Raw genomic sequence first — 16,914 nt, 5'->3', positions numbered from 1 at the left:
TGTCTTGGTTTAGCTCGCATCCGAGTTATACCCAGGCTTTACTACTTGTTTTTTGCTGAGGAAGGTGAGTTGGTAACCACTCCTGTGATTACTGTAGGTGCCAATTATAACAGGCTTTCCTCGTTTAGACTACGCTTTCAGTAATTTTTTTCTAAAAATGCGCGCGAGTTCAGCAACAGATCTTTCGATAAACGTTCACATATTCTCGTTCAGAAGTGGCGATCGCGCTAGGTGCATTCCTCGATGCTCTTTATACTGAAGCTTATATTTTAGTAGTGCCCACGAACCGATTGGCTATACATTGTTTGATGCCAAGTTTGTATTTGTTGGTATATGTGGACATAATAAAACACCTTAAACGTTAATTTCTTTTAAGGGTATCTTGTTAAAAATTGTCATATGTTTAATCGCGCCATCAATAATTGTTTTGCTTCTCTTTTAGTGTTAAAGATTCTTTAAGGTCACCTATTCGCTTTTTATGTCGATCATCTTATCTATGTCTGAACGGGTTATATTATTTCGGGGTATAAATTGCCTATAATCCCAGCCGATTTCATCATTTTTTTTTGAGCCTTAAAACTATATTGACTCCTATGATAATGCGTATAATATCTACCTTACTATTACAAAGATGAAATAACGGAAGAAGAATGGTTTTACAGTACTTTTTTCATAAGATCCTCCCAATCAATATACTGATATTCCAATAACATTAGGCTGCTTTTAGTATTAAAAATAAAAAAGGGCTTTAAATTATAACGAAGACGTATTTGAGATGCATTTTGTTATTTTTGGAGTGTCAACGTTTAAAATGAGTTGTTTTATTAGAAGAACATAGGAAGGAACAATTAACTTTAAACAACTTTCATTCTGTTCACTTTAAGACTTAATAATAAGAGATATTTCGTTTAAGTATGACACCTACATTTTGACGAAGATAGTTCCTATATATTGACTTAAAAAGGAATCACCTAAAATATAACAAAAAACCGAAAAGACCTAAAACTAGAGGTCTTTTCGTCTGTCCACCTTATTTAGCATCATAATACCCATATTGCTATTGTTTAGTATTCATATTTTTAAGTGCTTGCCCCAATAAACCATCTGGTAGAGATGGACTAGATTCTCCTTTAAGTAATCCTGTATCTGCTCTGCTAAAGAGTGATTGGAGCACGATTGAACGATCGGATTCTTCCACACTCTTGTCCTTTAGTAACGCTAGATAAACATAAGCTAGTTGATGTCTTTCATGCGCATCACGAGACAAATGATAAGCACTTGTTGACAGTCTTATGAAAAAATTAATTACAAAAATACCAATAGAAATAATAACCGTTAAGATAAACATCATTTTAATAGAATTTAAATTTAGTTCCGTATCATTTATAGTGAGTTTCAAAAGCAATATAGTAAGAAAAGTGATGAATGATATTGAAATAGATACGGCCGTTATCATCCAACGCTTTCCAATTTTTTTATATTGGTCTTTTGTTTCCTCCCAATATTTTGCCGGGCCTTCTAACTTCAATTTCTCTTCATATAAACTAACTAAGTTTTCAAGTTCTAATTCTTTATCTTCCACAAAGGATTCTGTTGTATTTTGCAAGTCCTCTTTCCATGTGATTAAGTCACTCTGGTATTTCGAAGTGTTACCATCTAAATATTTCATCTTTTCATAGTACTCGTTATCAAGTTTATTTAGAGAATCGTTGTAATCTGTTTTTAAATGATAAAGCGACTCCTGCTCATTTTTAAAAATACTTTTAGTAGTTTGAGGATATTCATACAAGTATGAATCAATTAGCCCCTTAAAGATATACTTATCATTCATATTTAATTGTAAGGTGGAATTTCCGCTGATATTTAAAAGATATTCACACGCTGATTCTGCAAATTGTGGATGTATTTCATACTGTTCCTTAATAAACTTTGCTCTCGACGTTATTGAAAAAACACAGGGATAACGATTTGCTTTAATGTTATTTATTACTTGTCTCATGTTATTCTTAATCGCACTATCTTGATTTTGAAAATTATAATTATATATTTGGTCCAACCAATTTAGTATTTTGACAAAGTGTGAACGAATTGCACTAGGTTTTCCTGTTGTGCATTTTCTCCAAAAGTCAACCTCGTTCTGTATAAAAGAATAAAAATGATCGAGCGATTTATATGACTTTGTTTGATTATCAGGATATAAGGTGAACGTAAGTTCAAAACTTTTAAAGTAATCTTTTGTTTCCTTTGAAAAAACCTTCTTACTTTCATCAACTGCCTGAGTCATTGGTTTCCTCCTTATTCCACTTTCTTCACATTTAATTCAACACTACCTTTATATTTTTGTAAAGCACCAGTTTCCTCTTAATTAAATACGAAGCCACGACATCAGTAAAAATTACACTCCACCAGTCCAATTAACATCTGATTTTTTACATATTTCCAGGACATTGTCTTAATAGATTCAGCAAACCGCCCGCCCATCATACCAGTTTTTTTGAAAATGGATTAAGTGAGCTAATAAAGTGCTTATCGAACTGCCAACTAACAATATTACGGTAATCCAAAATCAATCACGTGCAGATATTGCTAGAGAATATGATATTACTCCATTTGCTTTAGATCGCTGGATTAAGAATCATCGTGAACAGGCTCCTCCGCTGCGAAGGGAAAATCGCTCATAATAGCAAAATGAATTGATTCGCCTCTCCAAAGAAAATCAAGGTTTACTTATGAAGAACGATATTGTAAAGCAAGCTGCGCTGATCATAGAACATAAATAGATGTGATTCGATATTGCTCACAAATATTCGGTTTCAGCAATGTGCGACGTCTTCAATATCCCCAAAAGTACGTATTACTATCATGACTATTTAACATGTAAAAGTGCACAGGAAGAGGAAGATAAAGAGCTTTCAAAGGAAATTGCCCGCATTTTTAAAGAGAGCCGTAATAACTATGGAACACGTAAAATAAAGAAAGAATTAGCCCAGTTATCAGAGTCGAATTGGTCGATTAATGAACGAAATGGACCTGTAATGAGGCCCAGTGAAAAACGAGTCAAAGCGTCATCAATCGTGTAATCATTGTCCATAGTACTGGTGCGTGTAAGACGGCAGACCTTGTTTTAAGCAGTTCTATCTCTATCGTATTCTTCTAAACAAATATTAACCAATTTAAGCAAAAGTATATTACGGTCCATTTGATGATTTAAATCCCTAATTATAAAAAGGAAACCAAACCAGGTTATAACAAAAACAAAAAGATTTCTTAATAAATTGATAACATTATCAATATCACCTGTAGTAACGTTTATTAATAATGGAGATGAACCCGCTATAAGAAATGCTTGCGCTACACCTTTTAAAGTTTTAACATGCTCACTTTTTTCTCTTGCTTCAAGTATAATTTTATATTCGTTTAATTCCTTTTTATTAGGGTACTTTTCCTTCAATAAAAATTTAATTGAATCGAAGTTCTGTTTAATAGAATTATTAGTTATTTCTTTAACCTTATTTAGTTCCTCATACAAATATATGTCTTGCCCTAATTCCCCTACCCAATTATACAGACTATATTTTTTCTTTCTTCTCTTTTCATCGTATTTCATAATAATACTAAAGACAAATTTATTTAGTATGATATCTCCTAAAACTATTATTAGGTTAATAACAATAACAGAAATACAAATTGCAATCAGATGCTGGAACTCACCCTCTTTAGACTCCATGTAAACAACTACTGATAAAGAAATTAGTATAGCATTTAAAAGTACATAAAATAAAAATCTCAAAGTTTTTCCCCCTATTAGACTTTATATAAGTCAGTTATACACATTACAAAAAGATTATTTACTTTTTTATCGACATTTTAATCTTTTATTTAATTATACTAGTATCGTATTATTATAAATTTAGCTTCATCGGCTCCCAAATCTTTACCCAAAAGACAAACCTAAATTAATAAAGTAGTATTGTCCTTTCAATTATTCCTAAAAAACACTTATCATAAGTCACTCATAATTGCTAACATTACAAATAACTTCCTCGTTCTCTTTCATTATTTATTATTTATTTCTACAAAAAAACAAGAAGAATGTTTAGAATAAACAAGTCTTCTTGTTTTTTTACCTTTTCTATATATGTAATATTATATATTGGTTGTTCACTAGCGTTACATAATGACGTAATTTTCAGTTATAATAAACATCTGTTTTGTAGATAAAAAAGGAATTAGCGTTTTTTACAAACCCTGGATAAAAAGAAGCAGCCAGAATACCCTGTAGTTCAATTACGCTCATCCCTTCTGATTCCATTTCAATAATCCCGTCAAAATTAAATTATTCCGTAAAATAAACAATATCTATCTGCATATAAAAAGAAATTTAAAAAGATTTAAAAAGAGGCTTCTCAAAAGTTTGGACAACTTATGAGAAGCCTACAATAATATACAAAGTTTAGAAAATCACTCTAATCTCACATACAAGCCCTTATATATCAAGGGTTGGGGGGCGGTATTACATCATGCCGCCCATTCCACCCATGCCGCCCATGTCAGGCATTCCGCCGCCTTCGTTTTCCTCAGGCTTATCAGCGACAACGGCTTCTGTTGTTAGGAACATAGCTGCAACAGATGCTGCGTTTTGTAGGGCTGAACGTGTAACTTTTGTTGGGTCGACGATACCAGCTTCAACCATGTTAACCCAGTTGCCTGTAGCTGCATCGAAGCCAACTCCGATTTCTTCGCCTTTCAAGCGCTCAACAACGACGGATCCTTCAAGGCCAGCGTTGTGGGCAATCTGACGTACTGGCTCTTCAAGAGCGCGAAGTACGATGCTTGCTCCTGTTGCTTCATCGCCTTCAAGTGCGAGCTCTGCTACTTTTTTGTAGATGTTAACTAAGGCTGTACCACCACCGGATACGATACCTTCTTCAACCGCTGCACGTGTTGAGTTCAATGCATCTTCAATACGTAGCTTGCGTTCTTTCAATTCTGTTTCAGTTGCTGCACCGACTTTGATAACTGCTACGCCGCCTGCAAGCTTAGCAAGACGTTCTTGTAGTTTTTCTTTGTCGAATTCAGATGTTGTTTCTTCTGCTTGTGCACGGATTTGTGTGACACGGGAAGAAATGTTTTCTGGGTTTCCAGCACCCTCAACGATTGTAGTGTTTTCTTTTGTAACGACAACTTTAGAAGCGCGACCAAGCTGATCAAGTGTTGCACTCTTAAGGTCAAGGCCGAGATCTTCAGTAATTACTTCGCCGCCTGTTAATACAGCAATGTCTTCAAGCATTGCTTTACGACGATCACCAAATCCTGGTGCTTTAACAGCAACTGCGTTGAATGTACCACGTAGCTTGTTCACAACGAGTGTTGCGAGCGCTTCGCCTTCAACGTCTTCAGCAATGATTAAGATTGGCTTTCCTTGCTGAACAACTTGCTCAAGAAGTGGCAATACTTCTTGGATGTTGCCGATTTTCTTATCAGTAATTAAGATGTATGGATCATCAAGCACGGCTTCCATCTTATCCTGGTCTGAAACCATGTAAGGAGATGCATAACCGCGGTCAAATTGCATACCTTCAACAACTTCAAGCTCTGTGCTGAAGCCTTTTGATTCTTCAATTGTAATAACACCGTCGTTACCAACGCGTTCCATCGCTTCAGCAATGAGTTGACCTACTTCTTCATTGTTAGCTGAGATCGATGCAACCTGTGCAATAGAATCTTTGCCCTCAATTGGGCTAGAAATTGTTTTTAATTCGTTGATCGCTGTTTCAACCGCTTTTTCGATTCCGCGGCGAACACCGACAGGGTTAGCACCTGAAGCGACGTTTTTAAGGCCTTCGCTAATCATTGCTTGTGCCAAAACAGTTGCAGTTGTTGTACCGTCACCAGCAACGTCGTTTGTTTTGGAAGCAACCTCAGATACGAGCTGTGCACCCATGTTTTCAAAACGATCTTCAAGTTCAATTTCTTTAGCAATTGTTACACCGTCATTTGTAATGAGCGGGGAACCGAATTTCTTGTCGAGAACAACATTGCGGCCTTTTGGTCCCAATGTCACTTTTACAGCATCTGCTAATGTATCTACACCACGCATCATAGCGCGACGAGCGTCTTCACTAAACTTAATATCTTTAGCCATTGTAAAAATGCCTCCTTAAAATGTTTAGTTTAAGTATGTGTATTCTGTTCTGCACCGGTTAGCGATTAAGCAATAACTGCTAAAATATCGCTCTCACGCAGAATCAAGTATTCTTTACCATCATATTTAACTTCAGTGCCGGCAAACTTGGAGAAAATAATTTGATCTCCTTCTTTAACCTCAAGCGCAATCTTTTCTCCGTTGTCTGTTACACGGCCGGAACCTACCGCAACAACATGGCCTTCCTGCGGCTTTTCCTTTGCAGAATCGGGAAGTACGATGCCGCTTGCAGTTTTTTCTTCTTGTTCAACAAGCTCGATGACAACACGATCTCCTAGTGGTTTAATCATGTCGAAACCTCCTTAGTTCCTCATCAGATTTTTAGTTTGTTAGCACTCGACATCGGTGAGTGCTAATTCCAATTAATATAATAAATAATTCATCTGGAAAATGCAAGAGATAAACTTATATATTTTTTTTGAGCGGAAACCACGACAACAAACGCCCTTTTGAGTTTACCCTATTTCCTCCCTGTCCAACCATACTATTACTATATGGGACAAGATTATGCTAAAATACGTTCATATGGAAAAAATAAATTGATTCCCGCTCAATATGCTGCATAAGCATATACTATATACCAATTAGAAGGAGTCGTTGATGTTGACAGGACGATACTGGGGCGTCATTTTAGCCTATATCATTATGCAATTTTCGGGATTACTGTTTGCCCCGTTGCTATATGTTGCACTACCATTGACACAAAATGAGGCGATCGTTTATTGGAGCTTAATCAGCTTTGTGATTGGACTGGTTGTCATTGGATTCATTATGAAGCCTTACATGCGTGAAGCACCGCTAAGAAATGCCGCTTCAAAAGGGGAAATCGTACTTTGGTCGATTCTCGGTGTCTTTATGGCTTATATGGCCAATGCGATTGCTGCTTCTATTGAGATGTATGTATTCGGTATTGAAGCCGGCTCAGAGAATACGATGATGATTATAGATATGATCGAGCTTGTGCCACTCTTTTTCATTGTACCGACGATCATTGCACCGATTTTAGAGGAAGTTATTTTTCGAAAGATTGTATTTGGCTCGCTGTATAAACGCTTTAATTTTATTATCGCAGCGTTCATTTCCGCTGGTGTGTTCGGCGTGATTCACGGTGAAATCGAGCACATTTTAATTTACAGTGCGATGGGCTTTGTATTTGCCTTTCTTTATGTTAAAACAAAGCGGCTTATTGTGCCAATCATTGTACATATGACGCTGAACTCAATTTCGGTTATTTTACAGATGTCTGGTGTTTTGGAAAATATGGAGAAGCAACTGGAAAATATGGAAAAGCTGCAAATGATTTTTGGAGGCTGATTAAACATGCGTATATCACCATTAGCAAATACGATAATTTATTTTATACTAGGGTCGTTTTTCTTTTACCTCGCCCTTACAGTACCAGGCGAACGCTTTAATGCGATGACCATCGCTCTAGCTGTCATCGCCGCCTTAGATATCGGTATAGGACTGCGCTTCCTACGCACCCACCTACACGCAAAAAATAAGAAGAATTCATAAGAAGGAGCCCGTTAACCAAAACGGGCTCTTATCTTTATGACGCAGCTGATTCTGATTCGTTTTTAACGCTCTGTGCGCCTTTTAAAATAAACGACACCGGTACCACACATAAAATAACGATACCAGATATTAAGAACGCTTCATTGAGAGCTTGGAGCGTAGCCTCTTGCATTTCCAACCCCGCTGAACCTGTCGCAAGCAATCCCCGACGTACTTCAAAGTAAATCGAGAAGAACACAATTCCAAACGATGAAAATATTTGCCGGATCACATTGTTCATCGCAGAGCCTTGGGCAACCTGATCGTCCGGTATTGCATTCATCCCTGCTGTTGTTGCTGGCATATTACACATTCCTAGCCCGGCACTTCGAATGACATTAACAATTAAAATAAACCAAAACGACGTCGTTAATGTATTAAAGCCAAGTAAAAGGGTAAAGCTCCCCAGCACAAGAAGGCCAATTGGAACAACATATCTCGGTCCCTTCACATCAAGAATCTTCCCGCCGATTGACATAAATAATCCGCTCATTAATGCCGCTGGTAAAAATAGTAGACCAGTTTGAATTTCAGACAGTCCGTATACGTCTTGAATTAAAAGTGGTAATAAAAATATACCTGAGAACAATCCAATCGAAGCGGTTGCTGTCACAACGATTGATACAGAATATGTCGGAATTTTAAAGATTGCTAAGTTAAGGAGCGGCTGTGTCTGCTTACCCTCATACTTGGCAAAAACGACTAATAGAAGGGCACCAACGATGATGAGTATGATATTTGATGGAGATAACAGCGCATCTAAGGTCGAGCCTCTGCCAAGGGCAAACAACACCGAACCGACACCACCAGTCACAAGAAGAAAACCGATAAGATCAAACTTTAAATCCGGATCCTTCTCTGTCGGCACTAAATATTTGGCACAGAAAAAGATGCCAGCCACTGCAAAGGGAATATTAAATAAAAACAAAAATGGCCAGGAAAAATACTCGATCACAATGCCGCCGACCGTCGGACCGATCGCCGGAGCAACCATTGCCGCAATCCCGTAAATCCCCACAGCGAGACCCCGTTCATTGCGAGGAAAGGCATGAAAGACAAGTGCCATTGCAATTGGCATCATGAGTCCCCCTGCTGTACCTTGAATGGCTCTTGAAACAATAATCATAAGGAGTGAAGGTGACAAGGCACCTGATATTGAACCGACCATAAATAAGATGAGACCAATAATATAAATACGTTTTTTTCCGAACCGATCACCTAAATATCCGGTTAATGGCATTGTCATCCCCATTGACACCATGAAAATCGTTAACACCCAGCCAATTGCGACGGCATCCGCATCGAAGATATCCATGAAATGTGGCAAGATCGGATTGAGCATACTGTTATTCAAAATGACTGTAAACGTTCCAAACAATATAGAAATGACAACGAGCCACTTCGATGGAATACGTTCCATAATTTGACCTCCTGCTCGTTTATTTCGTATGTCGAATGATTTAAGCGTACCTTACCTTTAAGCAAATTACAAATATCCAAACTTTTCCGGAATTGCAGCATAAAAAAAGAGCCGATATGTTGTCATCAGCTCTTTCATATATGATCTTACACTAACGGATAATGCTTTAAAAAATAGACCAATGCTTGTAATTCAACGGATAAATCAATATGATGAATTCGAATATGCTTCGGCGCGTTAATTCTGGCAGGTGTAAAGTTTAAAATCCCTTCAACACCTTGATCTGCAAGTCTTTCGGTCGTGGCATCAGCAACAGATGCTGGAACCGTTAAGATTGCGACTTTAATGTCGTCTAATTTTTCTTCTAAGTCATCTATATTGTACACATGTACGCCAGAAATCTCTGTTCCGATTTTTTCTGGATCAGAATCAAATGCCATCGCAATTTTGATGTTATTATTTTTCATGAAGTTGTAATGAAGGAAAGCAGCACCAAGATTGCCGACACCTACTAAAGCGACTTCAATTAATTCATCCTGATCTAACGTTTTACGGAAAAAGCCAAGTAAATACTCTACATTATAGCCATAGCCTTTTTTTCCAAGTGCACCAAAATAAGAGAAATCTCGTCTGATTGTCGCTGAGTCAACCTTAACAGCATCACTCAGCTCCTTTGAGGATACACGTGATTTCCCTTGAGATTGTAAATTTCTTAAATATCGATAATAAAGAGGAAGTCGCTTTGCTGTAGCCTGTGGTATTTTGTTTTGTGTCATGATCCGTTCTCCTTTCGAATATAGTCTCCCGATTTACCGCCCTTTTTTTCAACCAAATACGTTGGGCCAATGACCATGCCTTTATCAAGCGCCTTACACATGTCATATACTGTTAATGCGGTTGCGCTAGCACTCGTCAGCGCTTCCATTTCTACGCCTGTTGAACCTTTTGTTTTAACAAAAACCTCGATAACAAGCTCATATGAAGCATGCTCTAAGTTCCAATCAAAGGAAATATCAACTGCTTTCAATGGCAGAGGGTGGCACATCGGAATCCAGTTAGACGTTCGTTTAGCGGCCATGATACCTGCAACCTGTGCTACAGCAAGCACATCACCTTTTTTTATGCTTCCCGTCGTGATCTGTTCATAGATATGTTTTGTGACACCGACACTTGAACGGGCAATTGCCGTCCGTTCTGTTGGCTTCTTGTCACCAATATCAACCATATGTGCCCTGCCTTGTTCATTAAAATGCGTGAACTGCGACATTTAATCATCTCCATATGTGTGTTCATTTCCATTTTAGCAGAAAACTGTCAATAAGTCGTGAGTTGATTCACAATATGATTGCTTGTTTTAGCAATAATACGATACACTTGTGAATATGAGGTGAACAAAATGATTATTATGCAATTAAACGGCGTGAGTAAATCGTTTGGCGCCGACACGATATTGGAAAACATTAAGCTGGAAATTCAAGACAAGGATCGAGTTGCGATTGTTGGTCGTAATGGTGCAGGCAAATCTACCCTGCTTAAAATTATGAATGGTGACTTGTCTTACGATGAAGGAGAATTTATCAAGCCAAAGGGTGTAACGACGAGCTACCTGTCACAGCATACGAGTCTCGAATCCGAAAAAACGATCTGGGATGAAATGATGACTGTTTTCAACCATTTAAAGGAGCAAGAACGAACGCTCCGTCTTATGGAACAGCAGATGGGTGAACCAGATCGCTTTGATGATGAAGCCTATGCCAAATTGCTGCGAGATTATGATGATCTACAAAACAAATTTGAAAAAGCTGGCGGTTACAGCTATGAGGCAGAAATTAAAGCGGTTTTAAACGGGCTTCGCTTTACCAACTATGATGATGCAACTCCCATACAGGAATTAAGTGGCGGACAAAAAACCCGACTTGCTCTTGGGAAGTTGCTGCTTGCACAACCCGATCTACTCATTCTTGATGAACCGACGAACCATCTTGACATTGATACACTCGGCTGGCTAGAAGAGTATTTAAATAAATATGAAGGTGCTGTCGTGATTGTATCACACGATCGGTACTTTTTAGACAAAACCGTCTCGATTGTCTATGAAATTAGCCGCCATCATTCCAAGCGCTATATCGGATCTTACAGTAAGTATCTCGATCAAAAAGCGCTTGATTATGAACGCGATCTCAAGGCTTTTGAAAAACAGCAATCGGAAATCAAGCAAATGGAAGATTTCATCCAACGTAATATAGCGCGGGCCTCAACGACGAAACGTGCTCAAAGCAGACGTAAAGATCTAGCGAAATTAGATAAAATTAATCGGCCTTTAGGTGATGAGGGCTCTGCTAACTTTTCCTTTTCGATCAATCGGCAAAGTGGTAATGACGTTTTAAAGATTCGTGAGCTTTCTTTTCAATATGAAGAAGACAGCAAGCCGTTGTTCAGTGGCTTTAATTTAAATGTATCAAGGGGAGAACGCATCGCGCTTATCGGACCAAACGGTATTGGAAAATCAACGCTGCTAAAGGTCATACTCGGCTCACTTCAAGCAACAGCTGGTACAATTCAATTAGGGACGAATGTCCAAGCAGGCTATTATGATCAAGAACAAGCTACGTTGAATTCCAATAAAACGGTTTTACAGGAGCTATGGGATGAGCATCCACTTGTTAATGAGAAGGACATTCGAACGGTTCTCGGTAACTTCCTTTTCTCTGGCGATGACGTCCTTAAACACGTGTATGATCTGAGTGGCGGTGAAAAAGCGCGACTTGCATTGGCCAAGCTGATGATGCAAAAGGCTAATTTACTCATACTCGACGAACCGACGAACCATCTTGATATTGATAGTAAAGAAGTACTTGAATCTGCATTAGCTGATTTTCCTGGAACGATTATATTCGTGTCACATGACCGTTATTTTATTAATAAAATTACCGATCGCATTGTAGAGATGCAAGCAAGCAGTGTGACCAGCTATCTTGGTAATTATGACTATTACATTGAGAAAAAGAAGGAAGAAGCTGAGCGAGAAGAGCTGCAATCAACCGAACAGCCAAAAGCGGCTGTTCAAAACAACAACCGTCTGACGTTTGAAGAAGAAAAGAAACGGCAACGAGATCAACGTAAGCGGGAACGGCGCATAACAGAATTAGAACAACAAATAGAAAAGCTTGAAACAGAGCTTGAGGCGCTTCAAAATCGTGCTGCTGAGCCTGAGATCTATCAAGATCATGAAAAAGCACTTGAGCTACAAGAAAAAACGAAGGAAACAGAACATAGCATTGAGCAGTTGCTTGAAGAGTGGACAGAACTACAAGATGAGGCATAAAGCGAACTCTGTCGAATAATGACGAACACATGCACTTATCCAGATCATCCACAGACTTATCAACATTTTCGATAGCTTTATGCTCACATTTCACATCATTATTCACATTATCAACAATCGGATCTGCTGTTATCCACAAAATGTGTCCACAAATCAAACGCGGTTATAACAGCATATTAAAAAAGTTGTCCACGGCATATGTGGACAACTTTTTTTACTGTTCAAGTGGGAGCGACGGATTGGCATTCAAATCCATACCGGCTCGCTTACCTTGTTCGTATGCAATTGTACCCGCCGCAGCAATCATCGCTGCATTATCAGTGCATAAATGAATAGGCGGAATAGCGAGTGGAATGTTCGTATGTTCAAAGGCTTTCGTTAAGCTCGTACGCAAGCCTTTATTCGCTGCAACGCCGCCAGCAACAATGACCTGTGACACATCATATTGAATGGCAGCATCATACGTCTTCTTCGTTAAAACCTCAACAACACTCTCTTGAAAACTAGCCGCAATATCTGCATTTTCAAGCTGTTCACCACGTTGCTTTGCATTATGGATCGTATTAATCACGGATGACTTCAAACCACTAAAGCTGAAATCAAAGCTATCTGGATCAAGCCAAGCGCGAGGAAAATCAATCGTTGCTTGCCCTTCATGTGCAAGCTTATCAATCATTGGGCCGCCTGGATATGGTAAATTGAGCATTCGAGCCACTTTATCATACGCTTCACCGGCAGCGTCATCTCGCGTTTCACCAATGACTTCAAACTGACCATGTGCCTTCATGATGACAAGCTCTGTATGTCCGCCAGAAACGATTAAGGCGAGCAATGGAAACATCAATGGCTGCTGAAGTTGGTTGGCATATATATGCCCAGCGATATGATGCACACCGACAAGAGGTTTTTGTTTGGCGAAAGCAAGCGCTTTTGCCGTATTGACACCGACTAACAGAGCACCGACAAGTCCTGGTCCTTCTGTGACGGCAATAGCTGTAATATCGTCCCAGCTAAGCTCTGATTTTGCAAATGCTTCTTCAAGCACGAGTGTAATTTGTTCGACATGGTGACGTGACGCAATTTCTGGTACGACACCACCGAACCGTTTGTGACTTTCAATTTGTGATGCCACGACATTTGCAACGATGTCTTGACCATTTTTTATAATGGCAACGGCCGTTTCATCACAGCTTGTTTCAATTCCAAGTATATAAATATCTTTAGTCATAATAAATTCACCCACATGACAACCGCATCTTCCTGGTTGTCCTTATAATAATTTTTTCGTATGCCACCTGGTACGAGTCCAAATTTACGATACATGCTCTGTGCGATAACATTTGATACGCGTACCTCAAGAGATAGACGTTGGGCACCTTTATATATCGCCATTTGGAGCATATGCTCAAATAAGTGAGAGCCTAACTTTTGTCCTCTAAATTCCGGCGCAATAACAATATTCGTAATTTGTGCATCATCCATGACAATCCAAGCACCCGCATAGCCAGCGACGTGACCATTAACAACAATAACAGCATAATAGGCGTGTGGATTATTCCCTAATTCTTGTTCATACACCTTTTGCGACCATGGTGTCTGATAAACAGCTGCATCGATTTCCATGACACGTTTTAAATCGTTTGCATCCATTTCTCTAATCTCATATGCTGCTTTAACCATTGTTCTGACTGTCCTCTTGAGCGGCTAGCCACTTTGCTTCTGCCTCAGCTAAGCGCAAGTAATTCGGCGTCAATATGTGTGTCTCGTCTGCCGTTTCACCCATACCAATCATAGCGAGATGGGATGCTCTAGCGATATGAAAGGGCGCTTCTGGTATGACAGCTTTTTCTCCAAGCGCATCTTTTATCATTGATCGAAAGCTTTCGATCTCTGGACTCAAAAAAAGAACACGTTGATCAGAAGCCTTTAATTCACTTAACCACGCTTCCATCGAAACGTTCATCTCTTCTCGTTGTAAGACTAACTTACCATTCGTCCACCGGTATAGACCTGTAAAAACAAGGCCACGCCGAGCATCAAAAAAGGGCGATACAACCCCATCAAAAAAACGGCCCTGATAAACTGTTGCTTGCAAACTCGATATTCCGACAACAGGAATATTCAGTGCCCATGCCATTGATTTAGCTGTCGCGAGTCCGATTCTAACGCCTGTATAAGAACCAGGACCTTTTGCGACAGCAATTTTATCAAGTTCGCTTGGCTGTAGGTTGGCCTCCTTCATAATCTGCTCAACTGCCGGCATCAAGCGTACCGAGTGATTTTTAGCAATGTTTGTCGTTAATTCAGCGATTATTTCACCTTCATCTACAATCGCCACACTAAGCGCTTTGTTAGATGTATCCATCGCAAGTATCTTCATCTTGTTGACTCCTTCAAATACAAAATACGGCTTTATCCAATAGCATATTGATTAACCAAGTAGTTTTAAAACAATCGACTCAAAATGGTTCCCATGTGGTGTAAAAACCAATTCTCGCGAATAATCATCTACATATGAAATGTGCACATCCAGTCGTTCTCGTGGCAAAAAAGGTTCAATAAACTGCGCCCACTCCACAACTGTAATGCCGTCACCATTAAAATACTCTTCAAAGCCAATATCCTCTTCTGAGTCCTCTAAACGATACACATCCATATGATACAACGGCAACTCGCCAGCATATTCCTTAATAATGGTATAGGTTGGGCTATTTACATTGCGCTTTACACCAAGGCCATTTGCAATTCCTTTTGTAAAAGTCGTTTTGCCCGCACCAAGATCCCCTTCAAGGGTAATCACATCAGATGGTCTTAAAAGCATCGCTAACCTTTCAGCTACCTGAATCGTTGCTGTTTCTGATTTTGTTTTTATCACACGTTTTTTCATATGAACACCTACTTAAAAATGATGATATCCAAACTGACCTAAACGAATCACTTCATCTTGATCGTGAAGATAAACAACACCAGTTTCATTGTCCGCCGAAATATAGCCAATCTTTGTGACAGGGACTGATGTTTGTTCGCTAGCAGTCATAACCTTTTCCCAATCTTTTTCCGGTACTGTCCCAACGAGTTCAAAATCCTCCCCACCGAAATATACCCAATTATGTACATCAGACGCTCTAAATTGCTTTAATCCTGAATGCCTTGGTATTTTATCATTATATAAATGAACAGTTACATTTGACGCATCTGCAATTTCGTATGCTTCATTCGCAATACCATCACTAATGTCGTTTAAGGCGACTCTATCTAATGACGTTAATGCCCGTGCAAATGCGATACGTGGCTCAGGTCTAATATGTTTACGAATAAAGTGATGCTTGTCTTTATACTCACCTGGATGTAGGCACATATGTAAACCAGCTGCAGCATCACCTAACGTTCCCGTCACAAAAACAACATCTCCGTCTCTAGCAGCACTTCGAAAACGGGCTCTTTCTTTTATAACATAACCAATGACTGTAACGGTTATCGATAATTCATGACCTGATACTGTATCGCCACCAATTAAATCAATCGAATACTGTTTCGCTAATTCCTGCATACCTTTAAATATATCTTGAAGCTCATTCTTTTTCCAATGATCACCTACAACGATTGAGACGAGATAAAATGCAGGTTCCGCACCCATTGCGGCCATATCGCTTAAGTTTGCTGCTAGTACCCTATATCCGATGTCAGATGGTGACATTGTCTGTTTTGAGAAATGAACGTGCTCTACAAACGTATCCATCGCTGTTACAACATCCTGAGATGATTGACGAAAAACAGCTGCATCATCTCCAATACCTTTTATTAAAGATGGTTGCCTATAAGCATTTTGTTTTATGGTATTAATAAATTCAAACTCATTCATCACGACATCACCTTGCATTTCACTATGCTATATTCATGATAGCAGAAACCGGATCAAAAGAAAAAATAAAGTAACATGTGGGAGATAACGTATAGAGAGTAACGTCTTACATAAACATTAAAACAATCGAAAAAACACACGAAGGGAATCGTGTGTTTTATATATCAAACTATAACAATTAAGAAGTGGCGGTCCGGACGGGACTCGAACCCGCGACCTCCTGCGTGACAGGCAGGCATTCTAACCAACTGAACTACCGGACCATATTTAAATGTAAAGTACTACGATTTAAAGATTTTGGTTGCGGGGGCAAGATTTGAACTTGCGACCTTCGGGTTATGAGCCCGACGAGCTACCAGACTGCTCCACCCCGCGATATGAGATAATATTGAGTTGTTGATCATGCATTTTTAAAGCGTAAAGACTGTTCGTCGTGTTGCACAGTACGCCTTTATTATATGAACCAACAATATATATTATACTTGTTTGTATATCAAGATACAAATAATTTGTACCTTCAAAACCAAATAAGAGAGTCAAACATC

16 protein-coding genes and 2 tRNA genes are annotated in these 16,914 nt (G+C 39.0%); 4 read left to right on the top strand and 14 right to left on the bottom strand.

The window, feature by feature from the left end; genetic code table 11:
• Positions 1-1,057: 1,057 nt before the first annotated feature.
• Positions 1,058-2,284 carry a DUF6161 domain-containing protein gene (locus HPC67_RS10845; protein ID WP_217587777.1) on the bottom strand — a complete coding sequence of 409 codons (1,227 nt, stop codon included), beginning with the start codon at positions 2,282-2,284 and terminating at the stop codon, positions 1,058-1,060.
• A gap of 535 nt (positions 2,285-2,819) precedes the next feature.
• Between HPC67_RS10845 and HPC67_RS16005 the strand changes: the two genes are divergently transcribed.
• Positions 2,820-3,080, top strand: coding sequence for an IS3 family transposase (locus HPC67_RS16005; RefSeq protein ID WP_217587775.1), 261 nt, complete (start codon positions 2,820-2,822; stop codon positions 3,078-3,080).
• Between the two features lie 44 nt (positions 3,081-3,124).
• Here the strand turns inward: HPC67_RS16005 and HPC67_RS10830 are convergent, their stop codons facing one another.
• The 3 genes from HPC67_RS10830 to groES all read right to left on the bottom strand — a co-directional run bounded on the left by HPC67_RS10830 (position 3,125) and on the right by groES (position 6,495).
• Positions 3,125-3,790 carry a hypothetical protein gene (locus tag HPC67_RS10830; protein ID WP_217587773.1) on the bottom strand — a complete coding sequence of 222 codons (666 nt, stop codon included), beginning with the start codon at positions 3,788-3,790 and terminating at the stop codon, positions 3,125-3,127.
• A gap of 723 nt (positions 3,791-4,513) precedes the next feature.
• Entirely contained in the window at positions 4,514-6,145 is a 1,632-nt protein-coding gene (gene groL, locus HPC67_RS10825) for a chaperonin GroEL (RefSeq protein WP_217587771.1), read from the bottom strand.
• 65 nt (positions 6,146-6,210) lie between these two features.
• Positions 6,211-6,495: a co-chaperone GroES gene (gene groES, locus HPC67_RS10820; protein ID WP_217587768.1), complete on the bottom strand. Its 285-nt coding sequence runs from the start codon at positions 6,493-6,495 to the stop codon at positions 6,211-6,213.
• Positions 6,496-6,805: 310 nt separating this feature from the next.
• Between groES and HPC67_RS10815 the strand changes: the two genes are divergently transcribed.
• A complete protein-coding gene (locus tag HPC67_RS10815; protein WP_246569999.1) occupies positions 6,806-7,519 on the top strand; it encodes a CPBP family intramembrane glutamic endopeptidase in 714 nt (237 codons plus the stop codon).
• A 6-nt stretch (positions 7,520-7,525) separates the two neighbouring features.
• Entirely contained in the window at positions 7,526-7,723 is a 198-nt protein-coding gene (locus HPC67_RS10810) for a DUF4305 domain-containing protein (RefSeq protein ID WP_217587766.1), read from the top strand.
• A 34-nt stretch (positions 7,724-7,757) separates the two neighbouring features.
• Here the strand turns inward: HPC67_RS10810 and HPC67_RS10805 are convergent, their stop codons facing one another.
• The 3 genes from HPC67_RS10805 to moaC form a co-directional block, all read right to left on the bottom strand.
• Positions 7,758-9,182, bottom strand: coding sequence for an MDR family MFS transporter (locus tag HPC67_RS10805; RefSeq protein WP_217587763.1), 1,425 nt, complete (start codon positions 9,180-9,182; stop codon positions 7,758-7,760).
• A 146-nt stretch (positions 9,183-9,328) separates the two neighbouring features.
• Positions 9,329-9,958 carry a redox-sensing transcriptional repressor Rex gene (locus HPC67_RS10800; RefSeq protein ID WP_217587762.1) on the bottom strand — a complete coding sequence of 210 codons (630 nt, stop codon included), beginning with the start codon at positions 9,956-9,958 and terminating at the stop codon, positions 9,329-9,331.
• Positions 9,955-10,449, bottom strand: coding sequence for a cyclic pyranopterin monophosphate synthase MoaC (gene moaC / locus HPC67_RS10795; protein WP_217587761.1), 495 nt, complete (start codon positions 10,447-10,449; stop codon positions 9,955-9,957). Before moaC ends, HPC67_RS10800 begins: the two co-directional genes overlap by 4 nt.
• A gap of 129 nt (positions 10,450-10,578) precedes the next feature.
• On the opposite strand from moaC, the gene HPC67_RS10790 reads away from it, so the two are divergent.
• Positions 10,579-12,507, top strand: a complete 1,929-nt coding sequence (locus HPC67_RS10790; protein WP_217587760.1) for an ABC-F family ATP-binding cassette domain-containing protein — start codon at positions 10,579-10,581, stop codon at positions 12,505-12,507.
• Positions 12,508-12,721: 214 nt separating this feature from the next.
• On the opposite strand, the gene tsaD is transcribed toward HPC67_RS10790, so the two are convergent.
• The 7 genes from tsaD to HPC67_RS10755 all read right to left on the bottom strand — a co-directional run bounded on the left by tsaD (position 12,722) and on the right by HPC67_RS10755 (position 16,744).
• Positions 12,722-13,735, bottom strand: coding sequence for a tRNA (adenosine(37)-N6)-threonylcarbamoyltransferase complex transferase subunit TsaD (tsaD, locus tag HPC67_RS10785; RefSeq protein WP_217587759.1), 1,014 nt, complete (start codon positions 13,733-13,735; stop codon positions 12,722-12,724).
• The gene (rimI, locus tag HPC67_RS10780; protein WP_217587755.1) at positions 13,732-14,187 is read right to left on the bottom strand and encodes a ribosomal protein S18-alanine N-acetyltransferase; all 456 of its coding nucleotides are present in this window, start codon (positions 14,185-14,187) and stop codon (positions 13,732-13,734) included. The genes tsaD and rimI overlap by 4 nt, the downstream gene beginning before the upstream one ends.
• The gene (tsaB, locus tag HPC67_RS10775; RefSeq protein ID WP_217587750.1) at positions 14,180-14,887 is read right to left on the bottom strand and encodes a tRNA (adenosine(37)-N6)-threonylcarbamoyltransferase complex dimerization subunit type 1 TsaB; all 708 of its coding nucleotides are present in this window, start codon (positions 14,885-14,887) and stop codon (positions 14,180-14,182) included. The genes rimI and tsaB overlap by 8 nt, the downstream gene beginning before the upstream one ends.
• Positions 14,888-14,938: 51 nt before the next feature.
• Positions 14,939-15,394, bottom strand: coding sequence for a tRNA (adenosine(37)-N6)-threonylcarbamoyltransferase complex ATPase subunit type 1 TsaE (gene tsaE / locus HPC67_RS10770; protein WP_217587746.1), 456 nt, complete (start codon positions 15,392-15,394; stop codon positions 14,939-14,941).
• A 12-nt stretch (positions 15,395-15,406) separates the two neighbouring features.
• Positions 15,407-16,369 carry a thiamine-phosphate kinase gene (thiL, locus tag HPC67_RS10765; RefSeq protein ID WP_217587745.1) on the bottom strand — a complete coding sequence of 321 codons (963 nt, stop codon included), beginning with the start codon at positions 16,367-16,369 and terminating at the stop codon, positions 15,407-15,409.
• A gap of 186 nt (positions 16,370-16,555) precedes the next feature.
• Positions 16,556-16,632, bottom strand: a tRNA-Asp gene (locus HPC67_RS10760).
• 35 nt (positions 16,633-16,667) lie between these two features.
• A tRNA-Met gene (locus HPC67_RS10755) sits at positions 16,668-16,744 on the bottom strand.
• Between the last annotated feature and the right edge of the window lie 170 nt (positions 16,745-16,914).

Source organism: Lentibacillus saliphilus, assembly GCF_019093865.1.
Taxonomy (GTDB): Bacteria; Bacillota; Bacilli; order Bacillales; family Amphibacillaceae; genus Lentibacillus_B; species Lentibacillus_B saliphilus.
This window is presented reverse-complemented; position numbering and strand designations above follow the sequence as displayed.

Bases quoted from the DNA above. Each gene is read 5' to 3' on its own strand.
- HPC67_RS10845 (WP_217587777.1), bottom strand. From the start codon at position 2,284: ATGACTCAGGCAGTTGATGAAAGTAAGAAGGTTTTTTCAAAGGAAACA.
- HPC67_RS16005 (WP_217587775.1), top strand. From the start codon at position 2,820: ATGTGCGACGTCTTCAATATCCCCAAAAGTACGTATTACTATCATGAC.
- groL (WP_217587771.1), bottom strand. From the start codon at position 6,145: ATGGCTAAAGATATTAAGTTTAGTGAAGACGCTCGTCGCGCTATGATG.
- groES (WP_217587768.1), bottom strand. From the start codon at position 6,495: ATGATTAAACCACTAGGAGATCGTGTTGTCATCGAGCTTGTTGAACAA.
- HPC67_RS10815 (WP_246569999.1), top strand. From the start codon at position 6,806: ATGTTGACAGGACGATACTGGGGCGTCATTTTAGCCTATATCATTATG.
- HPC67_RS10810 (WP_217587766.1), top strand. From the start codon at position 7,526: ATGCGTATATCACCATTAGCAAATACGATAATTTATTTTATACTAGGG.
- HPC67_RS10805 (WP_217587763.1), bottom strand. From the start codon at position 9,182: ATGGAACGTATTCCATCGAAGTGGCTCGTTGTCATTTCTATATTGTTT.
- HPC67_RS10800 (WP_217587762.1), bottom strand. From the start codon at position 9,958: ATGACACAAAACAAAATACCACAGGCTACAGCAAAGCGACTTCCTCTT.
- moaC (WP_217587761.1), bottom strand. From the start codon at position 10,449: ATGTCGCAGTTCACGCATTTTAATGAACAAGGCAGGGCACATATGGTT.
- HPC67_RS10790 (WP_217587760.1), top strand. From the start codon at position 10,579: ATGATTATTATGCAATTAAACGGCGTGAGTAAATCGTTTGGCGCCGAC.
- tsaD (WP_217587759.1), bottom strand. From the start codon at position 13,735: ATGACTAAAGATATTTATATACTTGGAATTGAAACAAGCTGTGATGAA.
- rimI (WP_217587755.1), bottom strand. From the start codon at position 14,187: ATGGTTAAAGCAGCATATGAGATTAGAGAAATGGATGCAAACGATTTA.
- tsaB (WP_217587750.1), bottom strand. From the start codon at position 14,887: ATGAAGATACTTGCGATGGATACATCTAACAAAGCGCTTAGTGTGGCG.
- tsaE (WP_217587746.1), bottom strand. From the start codon at position 15,394: ATGAAAAAACGTGTGATAAAAACAAAATCAGAAACAGCAACGATTCAG.
- thiL (WP_217587745.1), bottom strand. From the start codon at position 16,369: ATGAATGAGTTTGAATTTATTAATACCATAAAACAAAATGCTTATAGG.